The 22651-nt window shown below is 64.2% G+C and carries 18 protein-coding genes and 1 CRISPR repeat array; of the genes, 5 read left to right on the forward strand and 13 right to left on the reverse strand.

Features of this window, described 5'->3' with window-relative positions; genetic code table 11:
• Positions 1-984: direct repeats of the CRISPR family, unit length 36 nt; unit sequence GCTTCAATGAGGCCGGGGCAACGTTGCCCCGGAATC.
• Between the two features lie 227 nt (positions 985-1211).
• From cas2 to OXU42_07320, 9 genes are all read right to left on the reverse strand, one after another.
• Positions 1212-1505 (reverse strand): CRISPR-associated endonuclease Cas2, encoded by a 294-nt coding sequence (cas2, locus tag OXU42_07280; GenBank protein ID MDE0029184.1) that lies wholly within the window; start codon positions 1503-1505, stop codon positions 1212-1214.
• 6 nt (positions 1506-1511) lie between these two features.
• On the reverse strand, positions 1512-3224 hold the full coding sequence (cas1, locus tag OXU42_07285) for a CRISPR-associated endonuclease Cas1 (GenBank protein ID MDE0029185.1): 1713 nt from the start codon (positions 3222-3224) through the stop codon (positions 1512-1514).
• Positions 3225-3234: 10 nt separating this feature from the next.
• Positions 3235-4875 carry a type I-U CRISPR-associated protein Csb2 gene (csb2, locus tag OXU42_07290; protein MDE0029186.1) on the reverse strand — a complete coding sequence of 547 codons (1641 nt, stop codon included), beginning with the start codon at positions 4873-4875 and terminating at the stop codon, positions 3235-3237.
• Between the two features lie 4 nt (positions 4876-4879).
• On the reverse strand, positions 4880-5836 hold the full coding sequence (gene cas7u, locus OXU42_07295; GenBank protein MDE0029187.1) for a type I-U CRISPR-associated RAMP protein Csb1/Cas7u: 957 nt from the start codon (positions 5834-5836) through the stop codon (positions 4880-4882).
• Entirely contained in the window at positions 5826-8234 is a 2409-nt protein-coding gene (gene csx17 / locus OXU42_07300; protein ID MDE0029188.1) for a type I-U CRISPR-associated protein Csx17, read from the reverse strand. Before csx17 ends, cas7u begins: the two co-directional genes overlap by 11 nt.
• Positions 8221-10788, reverse strand: a complete 2568-nt coding sequence (locus OXU42_07305) for a CRISPR-associated endonuclease Cas3'' (GenBank protein ID MDE0029189.1) — start codon at positions 10786-10788, stop codon at positions 8221-8223. Before OXU42_07305 ends, csx17 begins: the two co-directional genes overlap by 14 nt.
• Before the next feature lie 252 nt (positions 10789-11040).
• Positions 11041-12096: a WYL domain-containing transcriptional regulator gene (locus tag OXU42_07310; GenBank protein MDE0029190.1), complete on the reverse strand. Its 1056-nt coding sequence runs from the start codon at positions 12094-12096 to the stop codon at positions 11041-11043.
• Positions 12097-12163: 67 nt separating this feature from the next.
• Positions 12164-12952, reverse strand: coding sequence for a hypothetical protein (locus OXU42_07315; GenBank protein MDE0029191.1), 789 nt, complete (start codon positions 12950-12952; stop codon positions 12164-12166).
• 264 nt (positions 12953-13216) lie between these two features.
• Positions 13217-13498 carry a hypothetical protein gene (locus OXU42_07320; GenBank protein MDE0029192.1) on the reverse strand — a complete coding sequence of 94 codons (282 nt, stop codon included), beginning with the start codon at positions 13496-13498 and terminating at the stop codon, positions 13217-13219.
• A 109-nt stretch (positions 13499-13607) separates the two neighbouring features.
• On the opposite strand from OXU42_07320, the gene OXU42_07325 reads away from it, so the two are divergent.
• From OXU42_07325 to OXU42_07345, 5 genes are all read left to right on the forward strand, one after another.
• Positions 13608-14243, forward strand: a complete 636-nt coding sequence (locus OXU42_07325; GenBank protein MDE0029193.1) for a helix-turn-helix domain-containing protein — start codon at positions 13608-13610, stop codon at positions 14241-14243.
• A gap of 20 nt (positions 14244-14263) precedes the next feature.
• The gene (locus OXU42_07330) at positions 14264-15142 is read left to right on the forward strand and encodes an enoyl-CoA hydratase/isomerase family protein (GenBank protein ID MDE0029194.1); all 879 of its coding nucleotides are present in this window, start codon (positions 14264-14266) and stop codon (positions 15140-15142) included.
• Positions 15143-15158: 16 nt separating this feature from the next.
• A complete protein-coding gene (locus tag OXU42_07335; GenBank protein ID MDE0029195.1) occupies positions 15159-16043 on the forward strand; it encodes an enoyl-CoA hydratase/isomerase family protein in 885 nt (294 codons plus the stop codon).
• A 172-nt stretch (positions 16044-16215) separates the two neighbouring features.
• The gene (locus OXU42_07340) at positions 16216-16806 is read left to right on the forward strand and encodes a hypothetical protein (GenBank protein MDE0029196.1); all 591 of its coding nucleotides are present in this window, start codon (positions 16216-16218) and stop codon (positions 16804-16806) included.
• Positions 16803-17267 carry a hypothetical protein gene (locus tag OXU42_07345; protein ID MDE0029197.1) on the forward strand — a complete coding sequence of 155 codons (465 nt, stop codon included), beginning with the start codon at positions 16803-16805 and terminating at the stop codon, positions 17265-17267. The genes OXU42_07340 and OXU42_07345 overlap by 4 nt, the downstream gene beginning before the upstream one ends.
• A gap of 35 nt (positions 17268-17302) precedes the next feature.
• Here OXU42_07345 and OXU42_07350 read toward each other — a convergent pair whose 3' ends face one another.
• From OXU42_07350 to OXU42_07365, 4 genes are all read right to left on the reverse strand, one after another.
• Positions 17303-19711 carry a CoA transferase gene (locus OXU42_07350; GenBank protein ID MDE0029198.1) on the reverse strand — a complete coding sequence of 803 codons (2409 nt, stop codon included), beginning with the start codon at positions 19709-19711 and terminating at the stop codon, positions 17303-17305.
• 21 nt (positions 19712-19732) lie between these two features.
• Positions 19733-20854 carry a hypothetical protein gene (locus OXU42_07355; protein MDE0029199.1) on the reverse strand — a complete coding sequence of 374 codons (1122 nt, stop codon included), beginning with the start codon at positions 20852-20854 and terminating at the stop codon, positions 19733-19735.
• Between the two features lie 222 nt (positions 20855-21076).
• A complete protein-coding gene (locus tag OXU42_07360) occupies positions 21077-21349 on the reverse strand; it encodes an RNA-binding protein (GenBank protein MDE0029200.1) in 273 nt (90 codons plus the stop codon).
• A gap of 177 nt (positions 21350-21526) precedes the next feature.
• Positions 21527-22555, reverse strand: a complete 1029-nt coding sequence (locus OXU42_07365) for an amidohydrolase family protein (GenBank protein ID MDE0029201.1) — start codon at positions 22553-22555, stop codon at positions 21527-21529.
• Positions 22556-22651 lie beyond the last annotated feature (96 nt).

Genomic DNA, 22651 nt, shown 5'->3' on the forward strand with positions numbered 1-22651 from the left:
GCTTCAATGAGGCCGGGGCAACGTTGCCCCGGAATCTCGCCTTGACTAGCTCGTTGATGGACGCATACTCTCGCTTCAATGAGGCCGGGGCAACGTTGCCCCGGAATCCCGGGCGCCAACTCACGGAACATCAAACCCCCCCCGAGCTTCAATGAGGCCGGGGCAACGTTGCCCCGGAATCTCCGCCCCGCCCGGTTCAGCAGGGCCGTCATCGTCCGCTTCAATGAGGCCGGGGCAACGTTGCCCCGGAATCGGGCAGCACCACGGACATCGCCGGCGCGCGGGTGGGGCTTCAATGAGGCCGGGGCAACGTTGCCCCGGAATCAACGCTCGCCGCGAGGCGCATGAGGCCGGATATCTCGCTTCAATGAGGCCGGGGCAACGTTGCCCCGGAATCCTCGGGACGCGGCACTGAACATCGTGGACCTGTCCTAGCTTCAATGAGGCCGGGGCAACGTTGCCCCGGAATCGAGGACTTGCCCCGGGGCGTCGTGGGCGGGGCGATTGCTTCAATGAGGCCGGGGCAACGTTGCCCCGGAATCGCCGTGCATCCGGTTCTCCCGCTCGATCCGGTTCCGCTGGCTTCAATGAGGCCGGGGCAACGTTGCCCCGGAATCTGTTGTTGGCTTTGGCGGTCGCCGCCGGGCGAAGTTTCGCTTCAATGAGGCCGGGGCAACGTTGCCCCGGAATCGTTTTCACGTTGTCTGTATGTTGGGTTTTGTGCCCGGCTTCAATGAGGCCGGGGCAACGTTGCCCCGGAATCGCCGCGTACTTCCGTGACCAGGCGCTCGCCGGCATGCTGCTTCAATGAGGCCGGGGCAACGTTGCCCCGGAATCAGTACCAGGGCCCTCAGTCTCAAGCCGGCACGACTGGCTTCAATGAGGCCGGGGCAACGTTGCCCCGGAATCCACATCCGGCACCGAATCCGCCACATTCGCATCCGGATCGCTTCAATGAGGCCGGGGCAACGTTGCCCCGGAATCTGTCCCTTCCCAACTTGACTCGGGATCTCGAAAATTTCGGCCAGATGCGAGCGCTGCTTGGCTCGGGCTCTTGGCGTACCGTATGGGCGGTCCGATATTGCGCACTAGCCTTGATATCTCCTTTCCACACAACAAGAAACCCTGTGCGAGCGCTGACCGGGTTTGGCATCCTTCGTCAGCTCTCGCAATGTCCGCGGCATGTATTCGACCCGCCTCCGTAGATCTACTTACACGATTGTGGCACGCCGATCCGGCGCTTCATAGGTCTTGCCCAGGCTTTCGACGCGCGGGTCTACGGCGTCGGCGGGACCCAGGTCCACGATCAGGATGTGGTCCTCCGAGGGGCGGATCAGGCTCTCCAGGCGCGTCGCCAAGTCGGCGCGCTGCCGGGCCGTGAGCCGACACTGAAACACCGACAACTGGAGCCAATGGCCGTAGCCCTTCATGGTCTTGAAGACTTGTTGCCAGCGCTTCGGGTTGGCGATGTCGTAGGTCACGATGTAGAGACGCTCGTTGGCCATGATGGTTCACCGCGGAAGGTAGTGGGGATACGTGCGGATTTCGCCCTGGAAATGCCGGGCCAGCAGCCGTGCCTGCACATCGATCAACCGTCTCATGGAGACGCGGTAACCGAACACGGGATGGGTGGTTTCCTGCTCCATGCGGCGCTCGAACGCTGCCATGAAAGCCTTGCGGCCTCCCGGCCGGAGGGCGCAACTCGGCCCGTTGAAGACGAAGTCGCCCGGTCTGACTTCGCCGTTGTTGATGACCTGGATCACGCATGAGTCGGCGACGATGGGCCGAAATGGTTCCATGACGTCGAGGGCGAGAGCCGGGCGGCCGTGGCGCGGCCGGTGGTAAAGCCCCATGTAAGGGTCGAGCCCCGTCGCCGAGATCGCGGTGACGAAAGTCCGTGTCAGTAGCGCATAGGCCAGCGACAGCATGGCGTTGACTGGATCTGTAGGCGGACGCCGGTTGCGGGTCGAAAAGGAAAACGCTGCCACGCCTTCGTCCGCATTGGGCGCGAGCATATTCTCGAAATGCGCGAAGTACGTTGCCGCGGCTTCACCCTCCATTCCCAACAACTGTTGAGGGCTTTCCGCAAAGGGCACGCGTTGTATCATCCGTCTCATTCGCTCCAGCGTTTCCGACTTGTCGCCGGCCTCCCGGTCGTCGCGCCAGTTGCGCCGCAACAGGGTCCGCGAGTTGCGCACCTTGGCTACGACCAGATCACGCGAGAAGGCGAGACTGCGGCCTTCATCGAAGGCGAACCGGTATTGGGCCTCGCGCACGGCCACATTGCCGTTGCCGCTTCCCACCGTGTGGCCGAGAAACCACCCTCCGGTGGTGAACCAGGAGACGGAAACCTCTGCGCGCATCAGCGCGTGCAGTGCCGGCGTGGTGACCGAGACGGGACCGAACAGCGCCACCTGGGACACATTGATCATCGGCACTTCCACTTTCTCTTCCTCCACCTCGACGATCAATTGTTCGCCGCTCTTGCGCACCCTCGCCCCCGGCGTCTGCACGTACAGCGGCAGCGCCGGGTTGTCCGAAGGGTTGAGCGGACGCGGAGGATGACCGTTGCGGAAGAGATTGGTCTCGTCCGGCAAGCAGATCCCGGCAAGGGAGCAACGCGGGCACTTGGGGCTGTTCTGCAAGGGAGGGGGCCTGCGTCCAGACGCGGCCGCCGCGCGCAGGCCCGAAATGGCGTCCAGGGTGCGCGCCCGAAGCTCCGGGTCCAGCGTCACCCCGACGCGCTCCCGCGAGCCAGCGTACCACAGTGCCCCCTTCTCCACGCGGTAGCCGTTGTCCTCCAGGATCAGTGCCTGGGCGCATACCTGCACGCGCTCCGGCTCATAGGCCCCCGCGGCCACGTGTGGCCGCTTGCCCTTCTTGAAGTCCACCGGCGTCACCGACTCCTCGTCCGCCTCCACGACATCCATCTTGGCGATGATGCCCAAGCGCTCCGAGGACATGGTGACCGACTTGGCCCGGGCCAGGTCCTCGTCAAGATCTTCCGGCGCGGGCAACTGTCCGCCGCCCTCATCCACCCGCGCGTGCGCGCGCCGTCCCTCGGCCGTATCCACGCTGTCCGCCCATTCGCCCTCGACCCATTCGAGGTAGGCGAGACGCGGGCAATAGACCCACTCATTGATCATCCGGACCGGGACGAGGGGCGCGTCGCCAGTGACGGGAGGGGGCGGAAGGCCGAGGGTGAGTTGTTGTTCGGGGGGCATGGCTGCCACTTCAGTCCATGGCGGTAAAGAGTCCGAGCCCGAAATGGCTGCCGAATCCCAAGGCAAGCGGACCGGAAACCGGTCCAGGGAAGGTGATTCGCAGCAGCGCACCCGCGGCATCGGGCTGTTTCTCGCCACCACGTGAACGGAATCTGTGGAAGTGGTTGGCGCGGCGCTGGCTACCACCAACCGGGATGCTATTGAGTACCTCGATCTCGATTGCCTCGACGTCCCGTCCACGACGCTTGAGCAGTCGTAGCGCTTCGCCTGAATAACCCGTTCGCTTCAGGTGCCCGGCGGCAAGAAACGGCGTCACACTCCGCCACTGCCTTGAGGTGCCGAAGATCCGCGCGCCGTGCGCGAAATCGGTGGGATTTCCGAATCCCTCCAGGGCAAGCCGCCATTCCTTGACCGCGGCTGGTCCGGTCTCGTCGCTGTCCGGGCTTTGCCTCGGCGGCAGCCAGAGGCGCGTGATTTGATCGAGCTTGACGTGAATATCATCGTCGATGCCGCTCGCAATGTATACCGAGATATGGTCGATCCACCCGTCCAGGTCGGCGTCCTCTGGTAACCAGAACGCGTGGGCATGGGACGGTTCCGCAAGAGGTCTCCCATCCGGGTTTCTCCCGGAGATCGGCCATGGTGCGCGGGGAACGGAGCGCCTCGTCGCCTCTTTCCAGTCCCAGCCGAATTGCGCGAGCGCGGCGCGGCGCATCAACTCTCCGATCCGTACAGCGTCTTCCACGCGAGGCAGGGGGCGACCCGCCATGAGAAAGCGCGCGACAGTAGGCAGGTCCTTCCGTGCGGCACGCCGGGGGCGAGTACGGATACTGGGAATCACCCCGGGTGCCGCCTCTGCGGATCGAACATAGATAACCTCACGGGCCGCTGGGGGGCGGCTCCAACGCCGATCCTGGTAGTCCGCGGTGTCAAGTGTCAGAGCGTCCACCAATCGTTGGGGCAGAGTATCCGCGCCGCTCCGCTTGCTGCGAAACGCCGCCTCGGCCGTCCTGCCGCGGGCTCTTGAAGACTGTCTCTGCCCGACCGGTGCGCGGGGCGAGTCGGTGAGAAGTCGCTCTCGTTCTGCGGCATACTCCTGTGGTGAGCACGATGCGAGAACACGAACCGGCATTCCGTCGCCTTCTCTGGAACCGGTGGCTCGACAGTTCGGTTCACCGTCCCATGCGTCCGTAGCCCGGCATTCTGTCCAACTCTCGGCGCGACCGAGATAGGCGAGTGACGCGGCTACGTCGGATGCGAAGCCGAACAGATGAGGAGAAAGCGTCACGTCCGGCCATGCCGCAACGATCTCGGCATCCTTTGGCAGATGAATGAACGCGTCGAATACGAGCGCGGTCTTCTCCTTACCCTTCTCAAGTTTGCCTTGTGGCATGTAGTGGCGCGTATGAGTGTGAATTGTTCCCGGCGGCAGTCGGTATACGGGCAGTGTCTCGGCAAGTGAATCGATCAGGTCAGCAAGATCGGTCTCGGACCAACGCTCAGCGTCTCCCTTCCGCCGCCAACCGGCAATCAGCGCGCGCAGCAGTCGCCAAGGTTCGGGGGGCCAGGCCACGTCCGCCTCGTTGACGTTGCGTCCCCACGGGGTGGCATGATAGCGCCCGGCAGGGAAATTGAATATCAGAGCGAACACGCGGCTACTTCCTGTAAGTGACGGTCAGAACCCGGCTGTCTCCGAAGAGCCCTTGCGCTCCAACCGCTTCGATAAGGCCGGGAAGCTCCGCTTCGAGGTCATCGAGAGTCGGTAGCTCAAAATGATCGGGGCGCGTCACGGTTATCTCGACGACATCCAAATCGCAGGCGGTACGTAGACGCAGGCCCTCGCGGAGCAGTCGCTGGATCTTGAACAGGGCCATCGCCACGAGCATTCGCGCAACCTCATCCCCAAGGCCAAAGGCTCGAATCTGGCGAAGATCCAGGCTGAAGTACGCTGTGATTCGTTCTGCCACCCACTCGTCGCGCGCGAAGGGAACGTTGCCGAAGCCCTTCGCTGTATCGCCGCTCGGATTGACGCTGTCGTTCTTGACCCCCCCACTCGCCGCCACGGCCGCGTTCGTGGCTTCGATGAAGGCCGAGAGCGATCTCGGAAGTCGCAATCGCCCGCCCGCGAGGGTCCCCTTGGCCAGGAAAATCCCGTGAAGGAGGGCGTTGGTGTCGAACTCCAGCAGCACTCTTGCAAGCTCCCGCAGGTCTACACGGCCTACTTCCATTGAGGCGAGGCGCTGCTTCAACAGGTCGAGTACGGATGTGTCCTTACCCTCCAGGATATACGGCGAGTTGAGGCGATGCGCCTCCAGCAGCGAGTTCGTGAGTGGTCTACCCTGCTCGTCCGTTACCTTGACAACAGGAAGTCCCGCAAGCGGCGAAACCCAGTCGTCCACACGCTCATCCCAGCAAACCGCCTCCAGGCGGTTCGCCATCGACTGCGCACTCTCGACGAGCACGATCCGTCCTTGACCATCTGGTGACGCGTACTCGGCGTGACCGAGATTGGGGAACCCGGTCGGCTGAAATCGGCTACCCTGAACGGGCTTCAGCGCCGCCTCGACGAGAAGCCGCGGCGCTCCATCAAGCGGGGTCAGATCAAGCGACATCGTTGGTGTCCTCCATAGGGGTTTCATCGCGTAAGGCCGAGGAATAGGCTCGTGAGAGCAACGCAGACAAGTCTCGATCATCTATTGGGATCAGCAGTGAGGCCGCCAAGCGATCGGCGCGAGTACCGGCGCCGATCGCTGCCCCACGGTGTGCGGTCGCCCGATCGAATGGCGACATAAGGCCCGAACTCCGAGCACGGTTAAGCGCGGTGCGGACCGCTTCGTCGATCATACTCCCATCCATGCTGCGACCGGCGGCACGGAGCCTTGTCAACAGCCCTGGCGGCACCGGCACACGAGCCGCGCCGTCAAGAGCACCGACGCGACGCAACGCAGCATTGGTCGAGAAAATCGGTTTCAGTGCGGCATACGCAAAGGGCGGCAACCGAGGCGGTGCCGTTGCGGATGATGTCCTGCGCGGCAATCTTGCCGGCGCGGCCCAGACCAAGCCACGAAGCAGGGCAGCACAGCGGTCGTCTTCAAAGTCGCCATCAATGAATATTGCTATGTCCTCGGCATGTGCCCAAGCGGCTCCGGCGAATGGCTTGTCTTGGAATCCGCGCATTGTCGCCTCAACCATTCTCCGCTCCATCGCCGCAAGCAGGTTCGATACAAGACCTCCCGCGGTCCAGACGACGGTCGATGGGGCGTCCTCGGCCACCCATGCGCGGCGCCTAGAGAGACGCATGCCCTGGAAGAATCTTGCTTCGTCTACCGGCGCGAAGTGGGCAGCCATCGGCAATTCAATCCCCATGTAATCCGGTGAGTTCGAAGCCGTAGTAGAATCGTCGTATGCGTCCGTTGTTGGAACCAGTGCCGGTGTGTCTGTCGACCCCCCGGCAGGTGCGACCCGCGCGACCGGCATCGGCGCCGGCAGCCCGAGCCCGGCGACTGCGGCCGCGACCCGAAATTCGGGGGTGCCGTCATCAGCCCGCTGTATCCAGTACGACGAAAGCCGGGGCGGTGGCGCGTTGACGCCCTCCCGTCCCCTCGGGCTGATCGCCAGCCATTCGACGCATCTCCCGAGCGCCACGAGAGCCGTCTGCACCCGATCCGGTGAAGGCGCAGGTGTGGTGAGCCCGAACATCGCGTCTTCAAGCTGCTTGATGGCACGTCTGGCGGCGGCCGGCTCTTCCTGTTTGCGTCCGATCCGTCGTACGCGCTCAAGCCATCCGCCTGTGTCCAAATCTGCAATGAGCATGGCGCCTGACGATGACGCGGATGACCGGCGCCCGAGCGGTGTGGCGAGATAGGCCTTGCCGAAACGCTGGAGGAAACCGAAACGTTCGAATTCCGAGAAGCCCCGGCTGACTCCCAAGCTGGCGGCCGCTCTCGCGAAGTCGACGCCGTCACGCGCCGTTCGTCCGTTCAGAACCGCACGTCCCTCCGTGAGTAACCTGTCGATCTCGCAGAAACGCGCGGGCCGGCCCCACAACGGCGCCCAGAACTCTGCGCGCGCATCAGCCTCATCGGCCGCATCGACACCCCCCCAACCCGCTCCGACTGCCCGTACCGTGAATGGAAAGCTTGCGCCCGAAGCCGTGCTGCCTTGGTGACGGCGACTCGCAGCTCCTGCGAACGCACTAGCGCCCTCCAGCATCATGACGAAATCCCAAGGGTTCACCTCGCCGCCGGCCTCGTAGCCTGTGCTCGCATTCGGTCCCCCCGCCGTTCCCGGCGCGAATTGTCCGGGGCTCCCGCCGCTCAGGCCAAACGACGCCGCTGCGAACAGCGCATTCGGGAAGAGCGATCGCGCGGTTTCGGATGGCGAGCCGCTTACGGGATCGAACAGTGCGGCCGAGCCAAGCGCAACGAGCCGACGCATGAAGTTGTTGGTGAAATCAAGCCTCCCATCGTTGCCGCCTGTTCCCAGCAACTGAGGGTATGCAAGACTTCGACCGGACAATGCGAGTGTCGCGTCAAGCCAGTGAAGAGCCCTGTCGGGAAGCTCCGCCCGGAGCACGGCTACGAGAGTCATCTTGGCGTCGCCGGTCGGCTTCTCCTTGAGTCCCTGTTGTTCGATGGTTTTGGCTGCGGACCGAATCGCCTCGGAGATTGCGCTGAACCGCTTCGCTACCGTCTCGCCGATCAGCGGACCGAATCCGTCCCGGTTGTCTTTCGGATAGAAACCGCTTCCGCTATTCCAGGGCGCAATGATCGGGCTCGGTGCATATTCCTCCAAAAAGAATCGTTGCAACGCCTCGCGAGAGAGCACCGTCCGCAGGTGGAAGCACTCGTTCTCCCACCAGCCTCGTGCGTGAGGGTCGGCGGCCCGGTCGGTAACGTTGTTATCCGGCGAGGAAATCAGCCGGAGAATGCCGAGCGCCTTCAGGTACGAGGCGAGCGGGGTCGATGTGCAGCCGTCGAGGCGGTGATCGAACGACTCAGGCCTGTCCATAGCGCCCCTCCCGTTCCTTGGCTGACGCACGCCAGTCAGCGAGTCGGACAACGGTCTCCATCCAGGCAAGACGGAATGGCCCAAAACGGGCCAACAGTTCTCGGGTCCGCTCGATCCAGCTTTCGCCGGTCGTTTCGTCCCAGCCAATCTCCATCACCGAGAGACGCAAGGGTCCGCCGCCCCAACGTTCCCCTGTCCCCAAATCGACCGGCGGTATCTCGTCGCCTTCCCACACGCCGCGAGCGAACCGTATAGTGTCGCGTTCACCTTGGGGAGGCCGCTCGCGCGGCAACGCGCGAAGATTCATGCGGACCTTCCCGTGGTGCGCGGCCACCAAATAGGCGACGAGATCGGCGTCGCGTGACCATTCTTCTTGCTCGAAAAACGCCAGGGCGGACGCAAGTTCGTGGCGGAAGTAGGGCCGCGTGTGGCGCACGTTTCCCTTCACTGTCTTGGCAAGAAGCTGCTCTCGGGGCGCCCCTTGCGGCCCGAGGCCCCGGCGCATGGTGTCCTGAAAGACCGCGTGGGCCTTGCCCAGATCGTGCCAGCGAGCCGCGCGGACAATAGCGTCACGTGTCTGGGGCTCAACAGCGAGGGCGTCGCAGAGCGCCGCGGCCTCTGTCGCGACATGGCCGAGATGATCGGTGAGTGGGACCGCCACCCCGACGGCGCTTCGCGGATCGTCACCGTGACCTTCTTCGTCCTCTGCCGGATCACTTGTCACCCGAGCCGAATCCATCATGACCGAAATGCCTTCGACCCGCGATCCCGGATCACCGGTGAAGCCAACGTCGGCGGAATAACCGCCAGCGCGCAAATCGACCAGAAGGGTCACCCCAGGCCAGGGGTCGTCCCGGAACGGCTGCCAACCGTTCAGATTAGGGCGCCCGGTCGTCGCATCGACATGGCGCGCCTGCGGATCACGAACGTACACCAAAACGCCTTTCGTCTTGTTACTCTTGTCCTTGCGGACCTTCGTCAACCAGTCCTTCGCAAGGCCAATGGGTGCGGTGCACAACTCTTCCGCGCGAGGCGGACGCGGTGGTTCATCAACAGCGTCGGAAAGATCCCGCCAGAAGACCCGCACGTCCGTATCGTCGGCATCGCGCACGTAGGGCGATACATCGACATCAAAGCCGGTCAGATCGGGGTCGGTGTCAAACAGATCGTCAAGGTCCTTTCTCCGGATGACGTGTAGCGGCGGGTCGATCGGATCCGCTGGAGGAAGGTGAACGGGAGCGGCATCCGTCAAGGACACGAGTCGCTCCCGTGCTGCCTGCAATTCCTCAATCCGGTAGGGGAGCGCAAGTTCACGTTTCGTCTTCTCGTCCGTTTCGTTGTTCGAGTCGTCGAGCAGGTCAACCCAGTGAACTTCGGCGCCATCGTCGTATTCTGCGTAACGGTTGGCTCGACCGAACCGTTGAACCATGGATGACCAAGGCGCAAGTTCAGTGAACAGTACAGCCGAAGAGATGTCGATACCGGCCTCCACGGCCTGGGTCGTCACGACGATCATGTCCCGCGTTCGAGGATCGGTGAGCTTGGCCATCTCTCTCGTCCGATCGACCGCGCGAAAGCGTGAGTGGACAAGCGCGAGATCCGCCGGCGCATCCGATTTCTGGAGACAGCGGTATAAATCCTGAGCGCGCTTTACGCGATTGACTATGACCAACGTCTTGTGCCCCGAACGATGCGCCGCACGAACCGCCTTTGCGAGATCCTTGATGTACGATTCGATGTCGCCGGCCTTCGCGGAGCGTGGCGGGGGGACGTCTGAACACCGCACCGCCTTCTTTGCTCGTACAAGACGCCCAAGCCGATCACCGGCGTTCTGGTCCGGTGTCACGCGCATGACCTCAGATTCCGCAGGTTTCGGGTGATCTACGGTTACGAGCCATTCTGGTTCGAGGGTAGCGGAAATCCACAGGCTGTGAACTCGGCGTCCGGGCGTGCGCCAACCCGGCTCGGCACGAGCCTCCTCGCTACAGCGAAATGCTTCGATCTGCGTCGAGGTGGCACGTCCGGCACCCATGAGTTGCACTTCGTCGAAAACCCACTGTGTGTCGTCGTGAAGTATGGCGAACTCCATGGGCCAGTTGGCTCGGGACGAGGCGTACCCGCGCATGAGCGCCCTGCTGAGCAGCATGTCCTGAGTGCCAACGATCACCGCCGGTCGCTCCGGTCGTTCCAGCCATTTACCGCCATCCACACCGCCCATCAGGACATGCACATCGTTCCGTTCCGGCAAGACCCCTTGCGAACGGATTTCACTCGACAGCTTGTCCATCCATTCCCGGACCGAATTTGCTGTCTGCTCGACCAAAGTACGCATGGGTAGACACCAAACCAGCCGTCGTGGCGCCACTGCCGCAGCTTGCAGGCGGCGCGCCGCCCACCCGAGGGTGACCGCCGCGGTCTTGCCCGATCCAGTGGGCGCGATCAGGACACTTGGCCACCGACGCTCCATGAGCGTCCGCTGCCAAGGATCAGGACGCGAACCCAGCGCTATACGGTAGATTTCCTCTCCGTCCACGCCCTTGCTTTCTGAAATCATGAGATGATACCTCTGCGTTCCGCCAGCAGCCACTCTTTGCCTGCAACTTTGTAACCGCGTTCCGCCTCGAACGCGACAATCATCTTGAACATCGTCACCCCATCAGGAAGTCATGGCCCGTCGGCATGGATATAGCGACCACAATAACCAGCAAGCAACGCCCAAGCGGTTCACCGCCAAATATCGTCGGTGCTTCATGGTTCAACCAATGTTTCACCGCAGCAGGATAGCAAACCTGAGTGACATCCGGGGTCACGCCCGCAAAAGACTTGTGGGCGCGTCTCGATTCCTCCGCAGCGCCCGAGGCACAGTGCGCGCGGCGAGGTCACCCTGTTCGAGAATCTTTCGAGCTTCGTCGCGAACCTTGTCGCGGAAGGTGGCGGGGCCGATGACCTGAACTCCCCCGCCGAAGTGAAGCACCCAGCCCACCAGCTCGGGAGTATCGGCGACCCGGAGCGAAAGGGCCAAGCGCCCGTCTCGGGTTTTGTGGACCTGCTGGCTGTGGTGCCAGATACGGCCCTTCACCCATGCGGTCGTGGCCTTGTCGAACAGCAGTTCCAGCTCGATGGGCTTGCCGCGCATCACCACGAGGGAGTCCTTGACGTAGGCGTCGAGGTCGAAACACAGGGGCATCTGGCACGGGCGGTTGGTGAGAGACAGGGAGCGGATGCGATCCACGGCGAAGGTGCGCACGTCCCTTCGGAGGTGGCAGTAGCCGATGAGGAAAAGACCGCCGTCCGCGTACCACAAGCGGTACGGATCGACCTCGCGGCGCCGTGTCTGGTTGCGCGATGCGGTGTAGTAGCGCATCTGCACGGTGCGCGTACGTGAAATGGCGCGTGAGAGATGGTCGATGGTGTGGCGATGCTCGCGGTAGGTCTTGTGCGAGCCGAGCCCCACGGCGAACTGCCCTCGGAGGTTCTCGACATATGTCGCGCCTTCGGCGGGCAATGCCGCAGCGGCCTTGGTCAGTGCCGAATCGAGGGACGCCTTCATCTCCGTCCCGTCCAGCGGCTTCAGGAGATCGCGGCTGAACACCAGCGCCATGAGCTCCGTGGGCGACAGCGCCAGCGGCAGGGTCTGGCGGTAACCGTCCATCAGGCGCCACACGGTCTGGCCGTTCCGGCGTTCGATGATGAGGGGAATGTGGGCGGCTTCCAGGGCCTCCAGGTCGCGGCGAATGGTGCGAGGATGACGCGAATAGTCCTCAGGCAGAGACTCCGCCAACTCCGACAGAGTCGCGCCCCGGACGTCCTCCAGCCTTTTCAACAACAGCCACTGGCGCGTGACCTGGTCATTGCGCGGCATGCCTGTATCCGGGGATCGAGACCGGCTGCGCCGGCATCGCGGTGTGCGAACCGGCGCGCCGGCGCGTTCAGCTTCCGTTCAGAACGGCCAACCCGGCCAGCGCCTTCTTGTGGTAGAGGCGGTCGACCGCGTTCCTCGGGGGATCCTGGACGGCATGCTTGAGTTGGTGGATCGCCTCCGCATGGTGGCGCTGCTTGTCCATCGTCAAGAGTGCGAACGCATATTCGACGCGCGCCACTTTGTCGTGAGGCACGAGTTCGATGCTGCGCCGGTAGTGCTTGCGCGCCTTCTTTGCGGTGGCGCCGTAGAGCAGCCCGGCCATGGGTCCGGCGCCCTTGACGAGCTCCGAGTGCCATGTGGCCATGCTCAGATGCGCCCCCGCCTTGTCGGGGTCCAGCCGGAGCGCCTTGTCGATGGCTTTCCGCACCTTCCGGGCGTATCCGCCCGCCACGGCCTTGACGAATCCGATGGCGCGCGCGTACCGGCCCATGGCATGGGCCAGTTGGATGTGCGCTTCCGGATTGCGCGGGTTGAGCCGGATGGCCCGCTTGGCCAACCGGATCGCGCGCTTGTAGAGCGGCTCCTTCACGCGCGTGTCGGGGGAGAGATGACCGTGCATCACCACGGCCAGCGCGGCCAATGCGTAACCCTCGGAAGTTTGAAGCTTTTCAGCGAGTTCGGCGGCGGCCGCAAAGCGGCCCTCGGCATAGGCCGCGTCCGCCTGTTCCATCGATTGCGCGGAGGCCGCGCACGCCAGCAGGAGCGCCCAAGCGAGACTCAGGAAAACCGGCAAGACGGTCTTGATCACCGAGTGGATCTGGGAACCCGGTCGGAGACTGTGGGGCTCAATTCTCATGCTTTGCTTCAATGATGAGAAGACAACCAACTAAATTATAGGGCAAATGAAAGAAGAGTGCAACAAGGAATTTTCATCGTTGCGCTCGCGTTTGGGGAGAAGGAACGGTCGGCCTGAACGGCTAGACCATGATGCGCCTCAAGAAGAGAGGCCGCGGAAAGGACGCATGTTGGCGAGGAGCGGTCTTGAGAGCGGGGTCGAGACTGCCGGCTTCCACCACGGTCGCCGACAGTCTCGATCCCCATCCCGTGTGCTCCTTGGAACCTACTGGAGGGTCTTTGTGCCCGGACTCGTGATGCGCGGGTGGCGGGTCCGGGTTTTCTTGAGCTCGAACATCAGGACGCGCTTCTGAAGCGGATCGAATCGGATTCGCAGCGTGCGGCCGCCGACGTCCACGTCCGCTACGCCCTCCTCGCCGTCGTCGAGCTTGTGCAGGGCCGAGAGCACCGACAGGCCCACCAGCGAGGCGTCCACCTCGACCCACTTTTTCGGAACTTCGCGGCCTCCGTCCACCGGTCTCAGATGTCGTCTTGTCTCACGTGGCATTGCTTCCCTTTCTTGATCCTGGAAGTCGCGTCATGACTGCGCTTGACGGGAAGTTATCAATTGACTACTATGATGTCAAGCTTTTTTTCAACTGAGAACTATATACACCATGCCGAGGAAAAAGACAAGACTTCCCAAGACCGCCCTCGCCCGCCGCCTGACGCTCGCCATGTCGGAACGCGACCCCATGGACATAGCGCGGCGCGCGGGCATCTCCAAGACCGCCGTCTACAACTACATGGCCGGCGACCGGGCGCCGCAGTCCGCCATCCTGCACCGGTTGGCTTCGGTGTGCGGGGTGTCGCTGGAATGGCTGCTGGCCACCAACGACCAGGTCCGCGACGTGTCCGGGCACGTGCCCGACGACCTTCCCGTCGTGGGGCGGGCCGGCGCGGGCCGGGGCGAGTTCTCCGAGGACGGCTTCCCCGTGGGCGAGGGATGGCGGCGGGTGTCGCGCCCCTACGACCTCAAGGACGCCAACGCCTTCGGAGTCGAGGTGCGCGGCCACTCCATGAGCCCGCGCTATGAAGACCGGGAAATCGTGGTATGCTCGCCCGACAAGGAGTGGCACTCCGGCGACTACTGCGTTGTCAAGACCGTGGGCGGCGAGTACCTGATCAAGCGGATCAAGCGGGAGAACGGCAACCTGGTCCTCATCAGCATCGCCCACGGCTACGATCCCATCATCATGCCGCTGTCCGAGATCGCTGGCATCTACCGCATCGTCTGGAAGAAGGAAAGATAGGTAGGAAAGAGGGAGACCCCATGGGAGACTACACCGAGATCCTTTACGAGAAACGCGGCGCCGCGGGGTTGATCACGCTCAACCGGCCGCAGGTGATGAACGCCATCAGCCCGACGGTGCAGGACGAGATGTCGGCGGCCCTGGACGACGCCGTGGATGACCCCGAGGTGCGCGCCATCATCATTACCGGCGCCGGCCGCGCCTTCTCCGCGGGCATGGACCAGGGTCCCAAGCCCGGCCGCCGGCGCGACCTGCAGTGGCCCTACGGCGTCCCCACGGGCCAGTCCGCCTCCGACTGGATCGACTCCTGGCGCGGTCGCGAGGGCAACCACTTCCTGCGCCTGTGGGAGCTGGACAAGCCGGTCATCGGCGCCATCAACGGCTGGGCCATGGGCGCGGGCTCGTGGCTGGCGCTGTGCACGCACATCACCATCGCCTCCGAACAGGCCGTCTTCGCCCAGCCCGAGGTACGCCACGGCTCCAACACGAGCTTCCTCTGGACCATGCTCGCCGGCGTCAAGAACTCGCTGCGCTACGGCCTGGTGGGCGACCACATCGACGCCCAGGAGGCCCTGCGCATCGGCCTCGTCATCAAGGTGGTGCCGCACGAACGGCTGCTGGACGAATGCTTGGAGCTGGCGGAGCGCATCGCCCTGGTGCCGCCCGAGACGGTCAAGATCAACCTCGCCATCGCCACCCTGGGCATGGAGATGATGGGGCTGCGCGACGCCCTCATGCTCGATTCGCAGCTCTCGGCCCCGGCCCACGTGATGCTGCGCGAGGAACACCGGCGCCCGCTGAACGAGGCGCGCGAGAAGAACATCCGCGAGTACCTGCAACTGCGCGACGGCCCGTTCCAGCCAGAGCCCTTCGGCCCGCGGTCGAAGCCCAGGGATTAGTGCAAGGAGACACCCCATGTCCGCGTACCAGAACCTTCTCTACGAGAAACAGCGCAACGGCGCGCTCATCACCCTCAACCGCCCGGACCGGCGCAACGCCCTGAGCGAGGCGCTGCTGGCGGAGCTCGACACGGCCCTGGCCGAGGCCAAGGACGACCCCGAGGTGCGGGGCGTGATCCTCACCGGCGCGGGCGACTGCTTCTCCAGCGGCGAGGACATGTCCGGGGACGGCGTCCTGGATACCGTATGGCCCCAGGCCCTGCCCGAGGGCGTGCCGCTCTACAAGGAGTTCGACGAGGTCCGCGACAAGGACCGCGAGGAGATCCTGCGCCGGCGCCTGTACCGCTGGGAGTACCCCAAGCCCATCATCGGCGCGGTCAACGGCTGGTGCCTGGGCACCGCCTCGTGGCTCGCCCTCACCTGCCACCTGACCGTGGCCGCGGACGACGCGGTCTTCGGCCAGCCCCAGGTGCGCCATGCCTCCGGCACCGACTTCATCTGGGTGCTGCTGGCCGGTCCCAAGAACGCCCTGCGCTACGCCCTCACCGGCGACCACGTCGACGCCGCCGAGGCCCTGCGCATCGGCCTGGTGAACAAGGTCGTGCCACGGGACGACCTGCTTGAGGAATGCTTCCGCATGGTCGAGCGCGTGGCCCTGGTGCCGCCCGAGACCGTCAAGATCAACCTCGCCATCGCCACCCAGGGGCTGGAGATGATGGGCCTCCACAAGGCCTGGCTCCTCAACTCCGAACTGAGCGCCATGGCCCGCCTCTCCAAGCGCGAGGAGTTCAACAAGCGCCTGGAAGACGCCCGCAAGCAAGGCGGCCTGCGCGCCTTCTTCGAAGCCCGCGACAAGCCGTTCCGCCCGGAGCCCTTCGGGCCGTTTTCAAAAGGGGATTAACGGGCGACCCGTTGACTCACGTTTACAATAGGCGATACTCAGAGGGAGCGGGAGAAACGTCATATTGGCCTTGGCAAGGAAACATAAGGACCCACTGCGTGCGGGGTTTTACACCGTAAGGGAAGCAGCGCGGCTCCTCAGGATTGACAATCAGCACCGGATTTACAGGTGGGTGCGCCAAGCCGACGGTCATTTGCCCTCGGTAATCGAGCGCGATCATCAACCGCTGGCGAAGTTTCAGGAACTGAGCTTTTGGGATCTCATTGAGGTTCGGTTCGTTGAGCATTTTCGACGCCAAAAGATCAGCCTCCAGTATCTCCGGAAGGTGGCGGAAAAGGCCCGCCTCGAGCTTCGGACGCAGCATCCCTTTGCACTCTCGAACGCAGAGTTTCTCACGGACCGCAAGAGAATTTTTGAAAAGGTCGCAGAGGAGGATGGGGATGCGCGGATTTGGGAACTTCTGACCGGCCAGTACGAGATGTACGCAACCATCGAGAATGTGCTGGCCAAGGGGATCACCTTTAGTCCACAGACGTATTTGGCCGAAGAATGGCGTCCCCTGGAGACGTGTCCCCATGTAGTGGTGAACCCGCAGTACGACTACGGACGCCCCGTCATTGGAGATACGCACGTACCGACCGCCGCTGTATTCCGTCAGTGGAAAGCCGAGAATGGAGATCTGGCGCGCGTAGCGAATTGGTGGGGCATCAACGAAGATGAGGTTCGTGAAGCCGTAGAATTTGAAGTTGGGATGGCGGCTTGAGGATAAGGGCTGACGAACATATCTCAGTGAAAATCGTACGCAGCATCAAGGACATCTGTGGCCAAGGGCAATTTGGCGATATTGAACTGTCAAGCGTCTACGACGAACACCATCAAGGATCCTCGGACGAATACTGGATCACAGAATTCGCCAATAAGGACGGTAACGCCATTCTAACAGCGGATACCGACTTCTTCCGGAAACCGAATCAGATCGTCGCCATCCACCAGACCCGCTTGACCGTATTTCACCTGCCGCCTCGGTGGGCAAATGCGCAAGCCCATCTTCAAGCAGCCCATCTCCTGATATGGTGGCCGAGAATCGTGGCTACGCTACGTGAAGACAAGCGGGGTGAGGTGTGGACGGTTCCCTGGAACATAAAGGACAGCGGGGAACTCAAGCAAAGGAAGATCGACTACCAAGAAGCCTATAAGAAATTGGGGCGATCAAGACGCCGCTAGCTGGACCAACCATCTGTCGTTTCTCTCATCTGTATTTACTTAATCGCCTCCATCTCCTCCAGCGCAGCGATTTGCTCTTCGCTCAAGCCCAGCACCTCGCCCAGGACGTAGGCGTTGTGGGCGCCGATCCAGGGGGCGGGGAGGGCGGCGCTGGCCTTGGAGCGGGAGGGGATGCCGGGGAGGCCGTGGTGGGCGACGCGGCCCCAGGGGGGTTCGTCGATGTCGACGATGTGGCCGCGCTCGCGCAGGTGGAGGTCGTAGTAGAGGTCCTCGCCGGACATGGGGATGCCGGCGGCGACGCCGGCTTCCTGGAGGCGGCGGAAGGCTTGGCGGGCGGTCTGGGTGCGGGTCCAGCCGGTCAGCTTCTCGTCAAGTTCGTCGCGGTGCCGGCGGCGCCCTTCCCTGGCCGCGAAGCGCGCGTCTTCGGCCCATGAGCCGGCGCCGATGACCTCGACCATGGCCCGCCACTCGTCGTCGGTCTCGCACGCGATGATGATCCAGTCGTCGTTGCCGGCGCAGGGGTAGCAGCCGTAGGGGGCGTAGGGGTCGCCCAGGATTTCCCGGTAGCCCAGGGTGTCCCACTCGTTGCCGTTGACCGTGTAGTCGAGGATGGCGGGGCCCAGCATGGCGCCCTGGGCTTCGAGCATCGAGGCCTCGATGAACTGCCCTTCCCCGGTGCGCTCCTGGTGCTCCACCGCCGCTATCACGCCCAGGGTCATGGTGATGGCGCCGACGCGGTCTGGCCAGGCGATCTTGCAGCGCGCGCGCATGGGCGACTCGGGGTAGCCCCACAGGCGCATGAGGCCGGTGTAGGCCAGGAGTTGCCAGCCCCAGGCCACCCAGGAGCGCAGCGGCCCTTCCCTGCCCCAGCCGGGCATGGACACCTGGATGATGCCGGGGTTCACCTTGCGCAAGGACTCGTAGTCGAAGCCGAGCCGCTCCATGACCCCTACGCTGAAGTTCTCCACCACCAACTGGGACCGCTCCACAAGACGCCGGAACAGCTCCTTGCCCTGGTCATGACGCAGGTTCAGGGTGACGCCCAGCTTGGCCCGGTTCATGTCGGCGTGGATGGCGGCGCGCCGGCCCCGGGCGGCCACGGTGTTGGACTCGATCTTGAGGACCTCCACGCCGTAGTAGCCGAGGATTTCGGTGCCGAGGGGTCCGGCGAACTGCTGCGTCAGGTCGGCCATGCGGAGCCCCGACATCATGCCGTCGCCCGGGTCCGCTTCCGGTTGCGACGGTACCGTGCACGGTTCTCTGCCCTGCTCCAGCTCGGCCAGCACCTCGTCGCGGTGCTGGTCCAGCAGCGGCGCCGGCCGGCGCACCCGCATGGGCGTCCCGGAGAGTCGCATGGGGAAGCCCGGCGCCCGGTAGCGGCCGATGACGGGGTGCTCCATCTCCTGCATCCAGCCGCGGGCGGCCAACTGTTCCCCGTCCACGAACTGCCCCACGGTGTTGAGCGGGGCGGCGGAAAGATGCCGCCGCTGCGCTTCGGCCACGAACTCGTCGGCGGTGAAGCCGCTGATGAACTCCGCCGCCACGGCGGAGGCTTCGTCGCTCCGGGAGTCGCGGTAGTTCATGTCCTCCCATTGCGGCTCGGACAGAATCGTCCCCGTCATCCAGTTCTGGGTGAACTCGCGCCACATGTGGGGCAAGTTGGCGGTGAAATGAACGTAGCGGCCGTCCTTGCAGCGGTAGATGTTGGTCACCGAGCCGCCGTAGGTCTTCGCCCCGGGCCGGCGCCCCATGCGGTTCTCCAGGGTGTAGCGCGCGATGGAGCTGCTGTTGGTGAAGGTCAACGCCTCCTGCAGCGACACGTCCAGACGCTGGCCTGCGCCGCTGCGCCGCCGGTGCCGCACCCCGGCCACCGCCAGCGTCGCGGCCACGCAGCCGGCCACCTGGTAGGCCGAGTGGGAGGGCGCCGTGCACGGCCCGCGCTGGTCATCCCCCTGGCCGTAGAGAAAGCCGCCGGCGCCGTTGGTGATGGCGTCGCTGGTCTTGTAGTGCCGGTACGGACCGGTGCGGCCGAAGGGCGTCATGGACACCGTCACGAGCGCGGAGCAGTTCTCCTCCAGCCACGCGTCGGTGTATCCCCAGGACTCCAGCCGGCCCAGCGGAGTGGCCTCGACGAAAACGTCCGAGGACAGCAGCAGCCTGGTGAACGTGTCGCGGTCGCCTTCGGCGGAGAGGTCCAGCACCAGGCTGCGCTTGTTGGTGTTGGCGTGGATGGAGGTCAGGCTGCGCTCGGCGTCCTCGATGCCTCCGGCAAAGGGCGGGAGCCTCCGTTCGGGCGCGCCGCCCGGCGGCTCCACCTTGATGACGTCCGCGCCGAGATCTGCCAGCAGCCGGCCCGCGTAGGCCGCGGGCACGTCTCCCAGCTCCACCACGCGCAGGTGCGCGAGCGCGGCGGGCGCCTCCGGGGCGTTGTCTCGATCCGCCATGACGGTGCGGCGAACCCTCGGCTACACCCGCGGCTCAAGTATCTCGAACCCGTCGAGTCGGTCGATCAAGTACAGGAGCCCGTCGTCGTCCTGGAAGACGTCGTTGCTCTGGACGGCGTTCTGCCCCTTGCCGGGCTCGGGCACGTAGTAGCCCACCTCCTTGGGTTGGTAGGGATTGGACACGTCCACCGCGCGCAGGCCGCCGCTGAACCAAGTGACGTAGAGCACGTTGCCGTGGACCTGCTCGTTGGGCTGGTGCGCGCCGTAGCGGTCGGCGGGCTCCTCGTCGAGATCCGGCATGAACGTGGAGATGGGCACGGGGTGTTTCTCGTCGGAGATGTCCACCACCCACATGAAGGCGTAGGGCAGCGGCGCCGCCTTCTGGGCTTCCTCGTCCACCACCACCAGGATCTCCCGGCCCATGAGCTTCTCCGGCATGGGCAGGGTGGTGTGCGTGGGCGACGGGTAGGGAGGGCTCGTGTCGAGATGGCTCACCAGCGTGGGCTTGCTCATGTCGGAGATGTCGAGGATCACGAAGCCGCCGTGCCAGTAGCTCACGTAGAGGCGGTCGCCCCGGCGGATGGGGTGATGGCAGCGGTGCATGGTACCCGGCCAGGTGGGTTCCTCGCCGCCTGCGACCCACTGGCCCGGCATCCACCAGCGGCCTACCTCTTGCGGGTTGGCCGGGTCCGCCAAATCCAGGATCATGCAGATGTTGCCCACGTATCCCTCCGGAACGGGCGAGAAGTAGGCGTAGCGCCCGTCGAAGGTGAAGCGGTGCACGCCCTTGGCCGACGCCTTGAAGAACGACACCTCGCGGGGTTTGGCCGGATCCGACACGTCGAAGACCTTGAGGCCTCCCTGGGCGTCCTGGTTGTTCTCGTAGCGCTCGTAGTTGACGATCATCACACCGTCGCTCACCGCGGCCTTGTGCGAATGGATCCCCGGAGGCACCTCGAGCTGGGCGACGAGCCTGGGATTCTTGGGGTCGCGCACGTCGATGACGGACGTGCCGTAGGGCGGGTCCATGTGGCCCACGTAGGCGAAACCCTTGTCCACCTCGACCTTGCCGCCCCCGGGAAGGTCCAAGCGCCCCACCAGCTTGATCCCGCTGGCCGTTCCGAATCCGTTGCCTGTCGCCATGGCGTCTTCTCCTTTCGCGCTCGCGCCCGCGTGTGCCGGGTCATGGCCTACATGCACTATTCGCGGTGCAATGGCAATGGCGCCTGAATGGAGGGCGGGGTGGGTCGAAATGAAACGAGCCGCGAGGCGCTCAGGCCCCGCGGCTCGCGGGTTTGGCATGGGGCGACCGAACGTGCGCCCCTTGTGAGTATGTCGTGTCGAACCGGCAGTGCGGCGGTCCACCTAGCGGCGGCCGAAGTCGCGGCGCTGGGGCCGGGCCTCGTTCACCGTGATGGTGCGTCCGCCGAGGTCGGTCTCGTTGAGAGCGTTGACCGCGGCCTCCGCCTCGTCCGGCGTCCCCATCTCCACAAAACCGAAGCCGCGCGAACGGCCCGTGAACTTGTCGATGATCACCTGCGCGGATTCAACCGAGCCGTGTGCCGAGAAAATCTCCTCGAGCTGCATGTCCGTCGTCGAGTACGGCAACCCGCCGACGTAGAGTCTCCTGCCTTCCATATGTTCTCCTCCTGGTCAATTTGGCCATACACCCTGGGCTCTGACCTCGAAGGAGTCGAACAGGCAAGATTTTGTTCTGAACCACGATCTCGGTCGGTTCGCAAGGTGAGACTTACGACGGTCGTCCCCCATGGGACGCTTTCATCGTAGCCCTTCCATCCGGGGCCGTCAAGCGCGTCAGATCTTGTAGAACTTGCGCGCGTTGTCGCCGAGAATCGCTTCCTTCTGCGCGTCGGTCAGCTCGTCCCGCTCGAGGATCTCGTCGATCTCCTCCATGCAGTTGTCCATGGTGATCTCGTGCGGGAAGTCGGAGCAGAACATGAAGATCTCGTGTCCCACCCGGTTCACACAGTAGGACAGCACGTCCTCGTTGCCCTCGCAGCCGACGAAGACCCGACCGCCACGGAAGTAGTCGATGGGGTCCCGCTTGAGCTGCAGCCCACCGTACTCCGCCTCGCGGTTCAGCCGGTCCAGCACCAGCGGGATCCACGCGGTGCCTCCCTCGAGAAAGCCCACGCGCAATTCCGGGAAGCGGTCGAAGATGCCTTCCGACATCATCCCGGTCATGTGGATGGCGAGCGGGAAGGGCATGCCCAGCGCGCGCGTGGCCGGGAACACCTTGAACGAGTTGAAGCCGAGATCGCCGTAGCAGCCGCCGTGGACCGCGAGCGCGCAGTCGAGCTTCTCCGCCTCCTCGTAGAGCGGCCAGAACTGGTCCGAGCCGTAGTGCCGGTCGAGGCCGTTGGACGGGAGCATGGCGCACACCATGCCCAGGTCCTTGACCGCCCGGCGCAGCTCTTCCACCGCCGCCGGCACGTCCTGCACCGGGATGAGCGCCACCCCTTTGAAGCGGTCGCTGACCTTCAGGTACTTCTCCGACAGCCAGTCGTTGTAGGCGCGTGCATACGCCGCCGCCCACTCGGGAAAGTGCACCTGGCCGTAGGATAGACCCGCCGTGGGATAGAGCACCGAGGCCTCGATCCCGGTCTTCTTCAGGAACTCGAGCCAGCGCTCGGGTCCCACGGAAGCGTCGAAGATCCCCTCCGGCTCGATATGCCGGCTCCGCGGCGTGTGGAACTTGTCGAGGCTCGGCAGCATCTGGCGGAAGCTCAGGCTGCCCCGGCCCAGGTACTCGTTGTTGATGTACTCGTTGATCTCGTTCTCGCGCTCCATGATATGCCCGTCGGCATCGATGTATGCACCCATTGGCTGTCCCCCTTTCAGACTACCGGAATGACTTGATCGTGACGCACCGCACCAGATTATTCTTTCGCCGTTTCTCCTGTCAATCGGTATCGAAGC

Source organism: Deltaproteobacteria bacterium (genome assembly GCA_028818775.1).
Taxonomy (GTDB): domain Bacteria; phylum Desulfobacterota; class Binatia; order UBA9968; family JAJDTQ01; genus JAJDTQ01.

Bases quoted from the DNA above. Each gene is read 5' to 3' on its own strand.
- OXU42_07320 (MDE0029192.1), bottom strand. From the start codon at position 13,498: ATGCCACGTGAGACAAGACGACATCTGAGACCGGTGGACGGAGGCCGC.
- cas7u (MDE0029187.1), bottom strand. From the start codon at position 5,836: ATGTCGCTTGATCTGACCCCGCTTGATGGAGCGCCGCGGCTTCTCGTC.
- OXU42_07330 (MDE0029194.1), top strand. From the start codon at position 14,264: ATGGGAGACTACACCGAGATCCTTTACGAGAAACGCGGCGCCGCGGGG.
- csx17 (MDE0029188.1), bottom strand. From the start codon at position 8,234: ATGGACAGGCCTGAGTCGTTCGATCACCGCCTCGACGGCTGCACATCG.
- OXU42_07335 (MDE0029195.1), top strand. From the start codon at position 15,159: ATGTCCGCGTACCAGAACCTTCTCTACGAGAAACAGCGCAACGGCGCG.
- OXU42_07310 (MDE0029190.1), bottom strand. From the start codon at position 12,096: ATGCCGCGCAATGACCAGGTCACGCGCCAGTGGCTGTTGTTGAAAAGG.
- OXU42_07350 (MDE0029198.1), bottom strand. From the start codon at position 19,711: ATGGCGGATCGAGACAACGCCCCGGAGGCGCCCGCCGCGCTCGCGCAC.
- OXU42_07360 (MDE0029200.1), bottom strand. From the start codon at position 21,349: ATGGAAGGCAGGAGACTCTACGTCGGCGGGTTGCCGTACTCGACGACG.
- cas2 (MDE0029184.1), bottom strand. From the start codon at position 1,505: ATGGCCAACGAGCGTCTCTACATCGTGACCTACGACATCGCCAACCCG.
- OXU42_07355 (MDE0029199.1), bottom strand. From the start codon at position 20,854: ATGGCGACAGGCAACGGATTCGGAACGGCCAGCGGGATCAAGCTGGTG.
- OXU42_07305 (MDE0029189.1), bottom strand. From the start codon at position 10,788: ATGATTTCAGAAAGCAAGGGCGTGGACGGAGAGGAAATCTACCGTATA.
- OXU42_07315 (MDE0029191.1), bottom strand. From the start codon at position 12,952: ATGAGAATTGAGCCCCACAGTCTCCGACCGGGTTCCCAGATCCACTCG.
- cas1 (MDE0029185.1), bottom strand. From the start codon at position 3,224: ATGCCCCCCGAACAACAACTCACCCTCGGCCTTCCGCCCCCTCCCGTC.
- OXU42_07325 (MDE0029193.1), top strand. From the start codon at position 13,608: ATGCCGAGGAAAAAGACAAGACTTCCCAAGACCGCCCTCGCCCGCCGC.
- OXU42_07365 (MDE0029201.1), bottom strand. From the start codon at position 22,555: ATGGGTGCATACATCGATGCCGACGGGCATATCATGGAGCGCGAGAAC.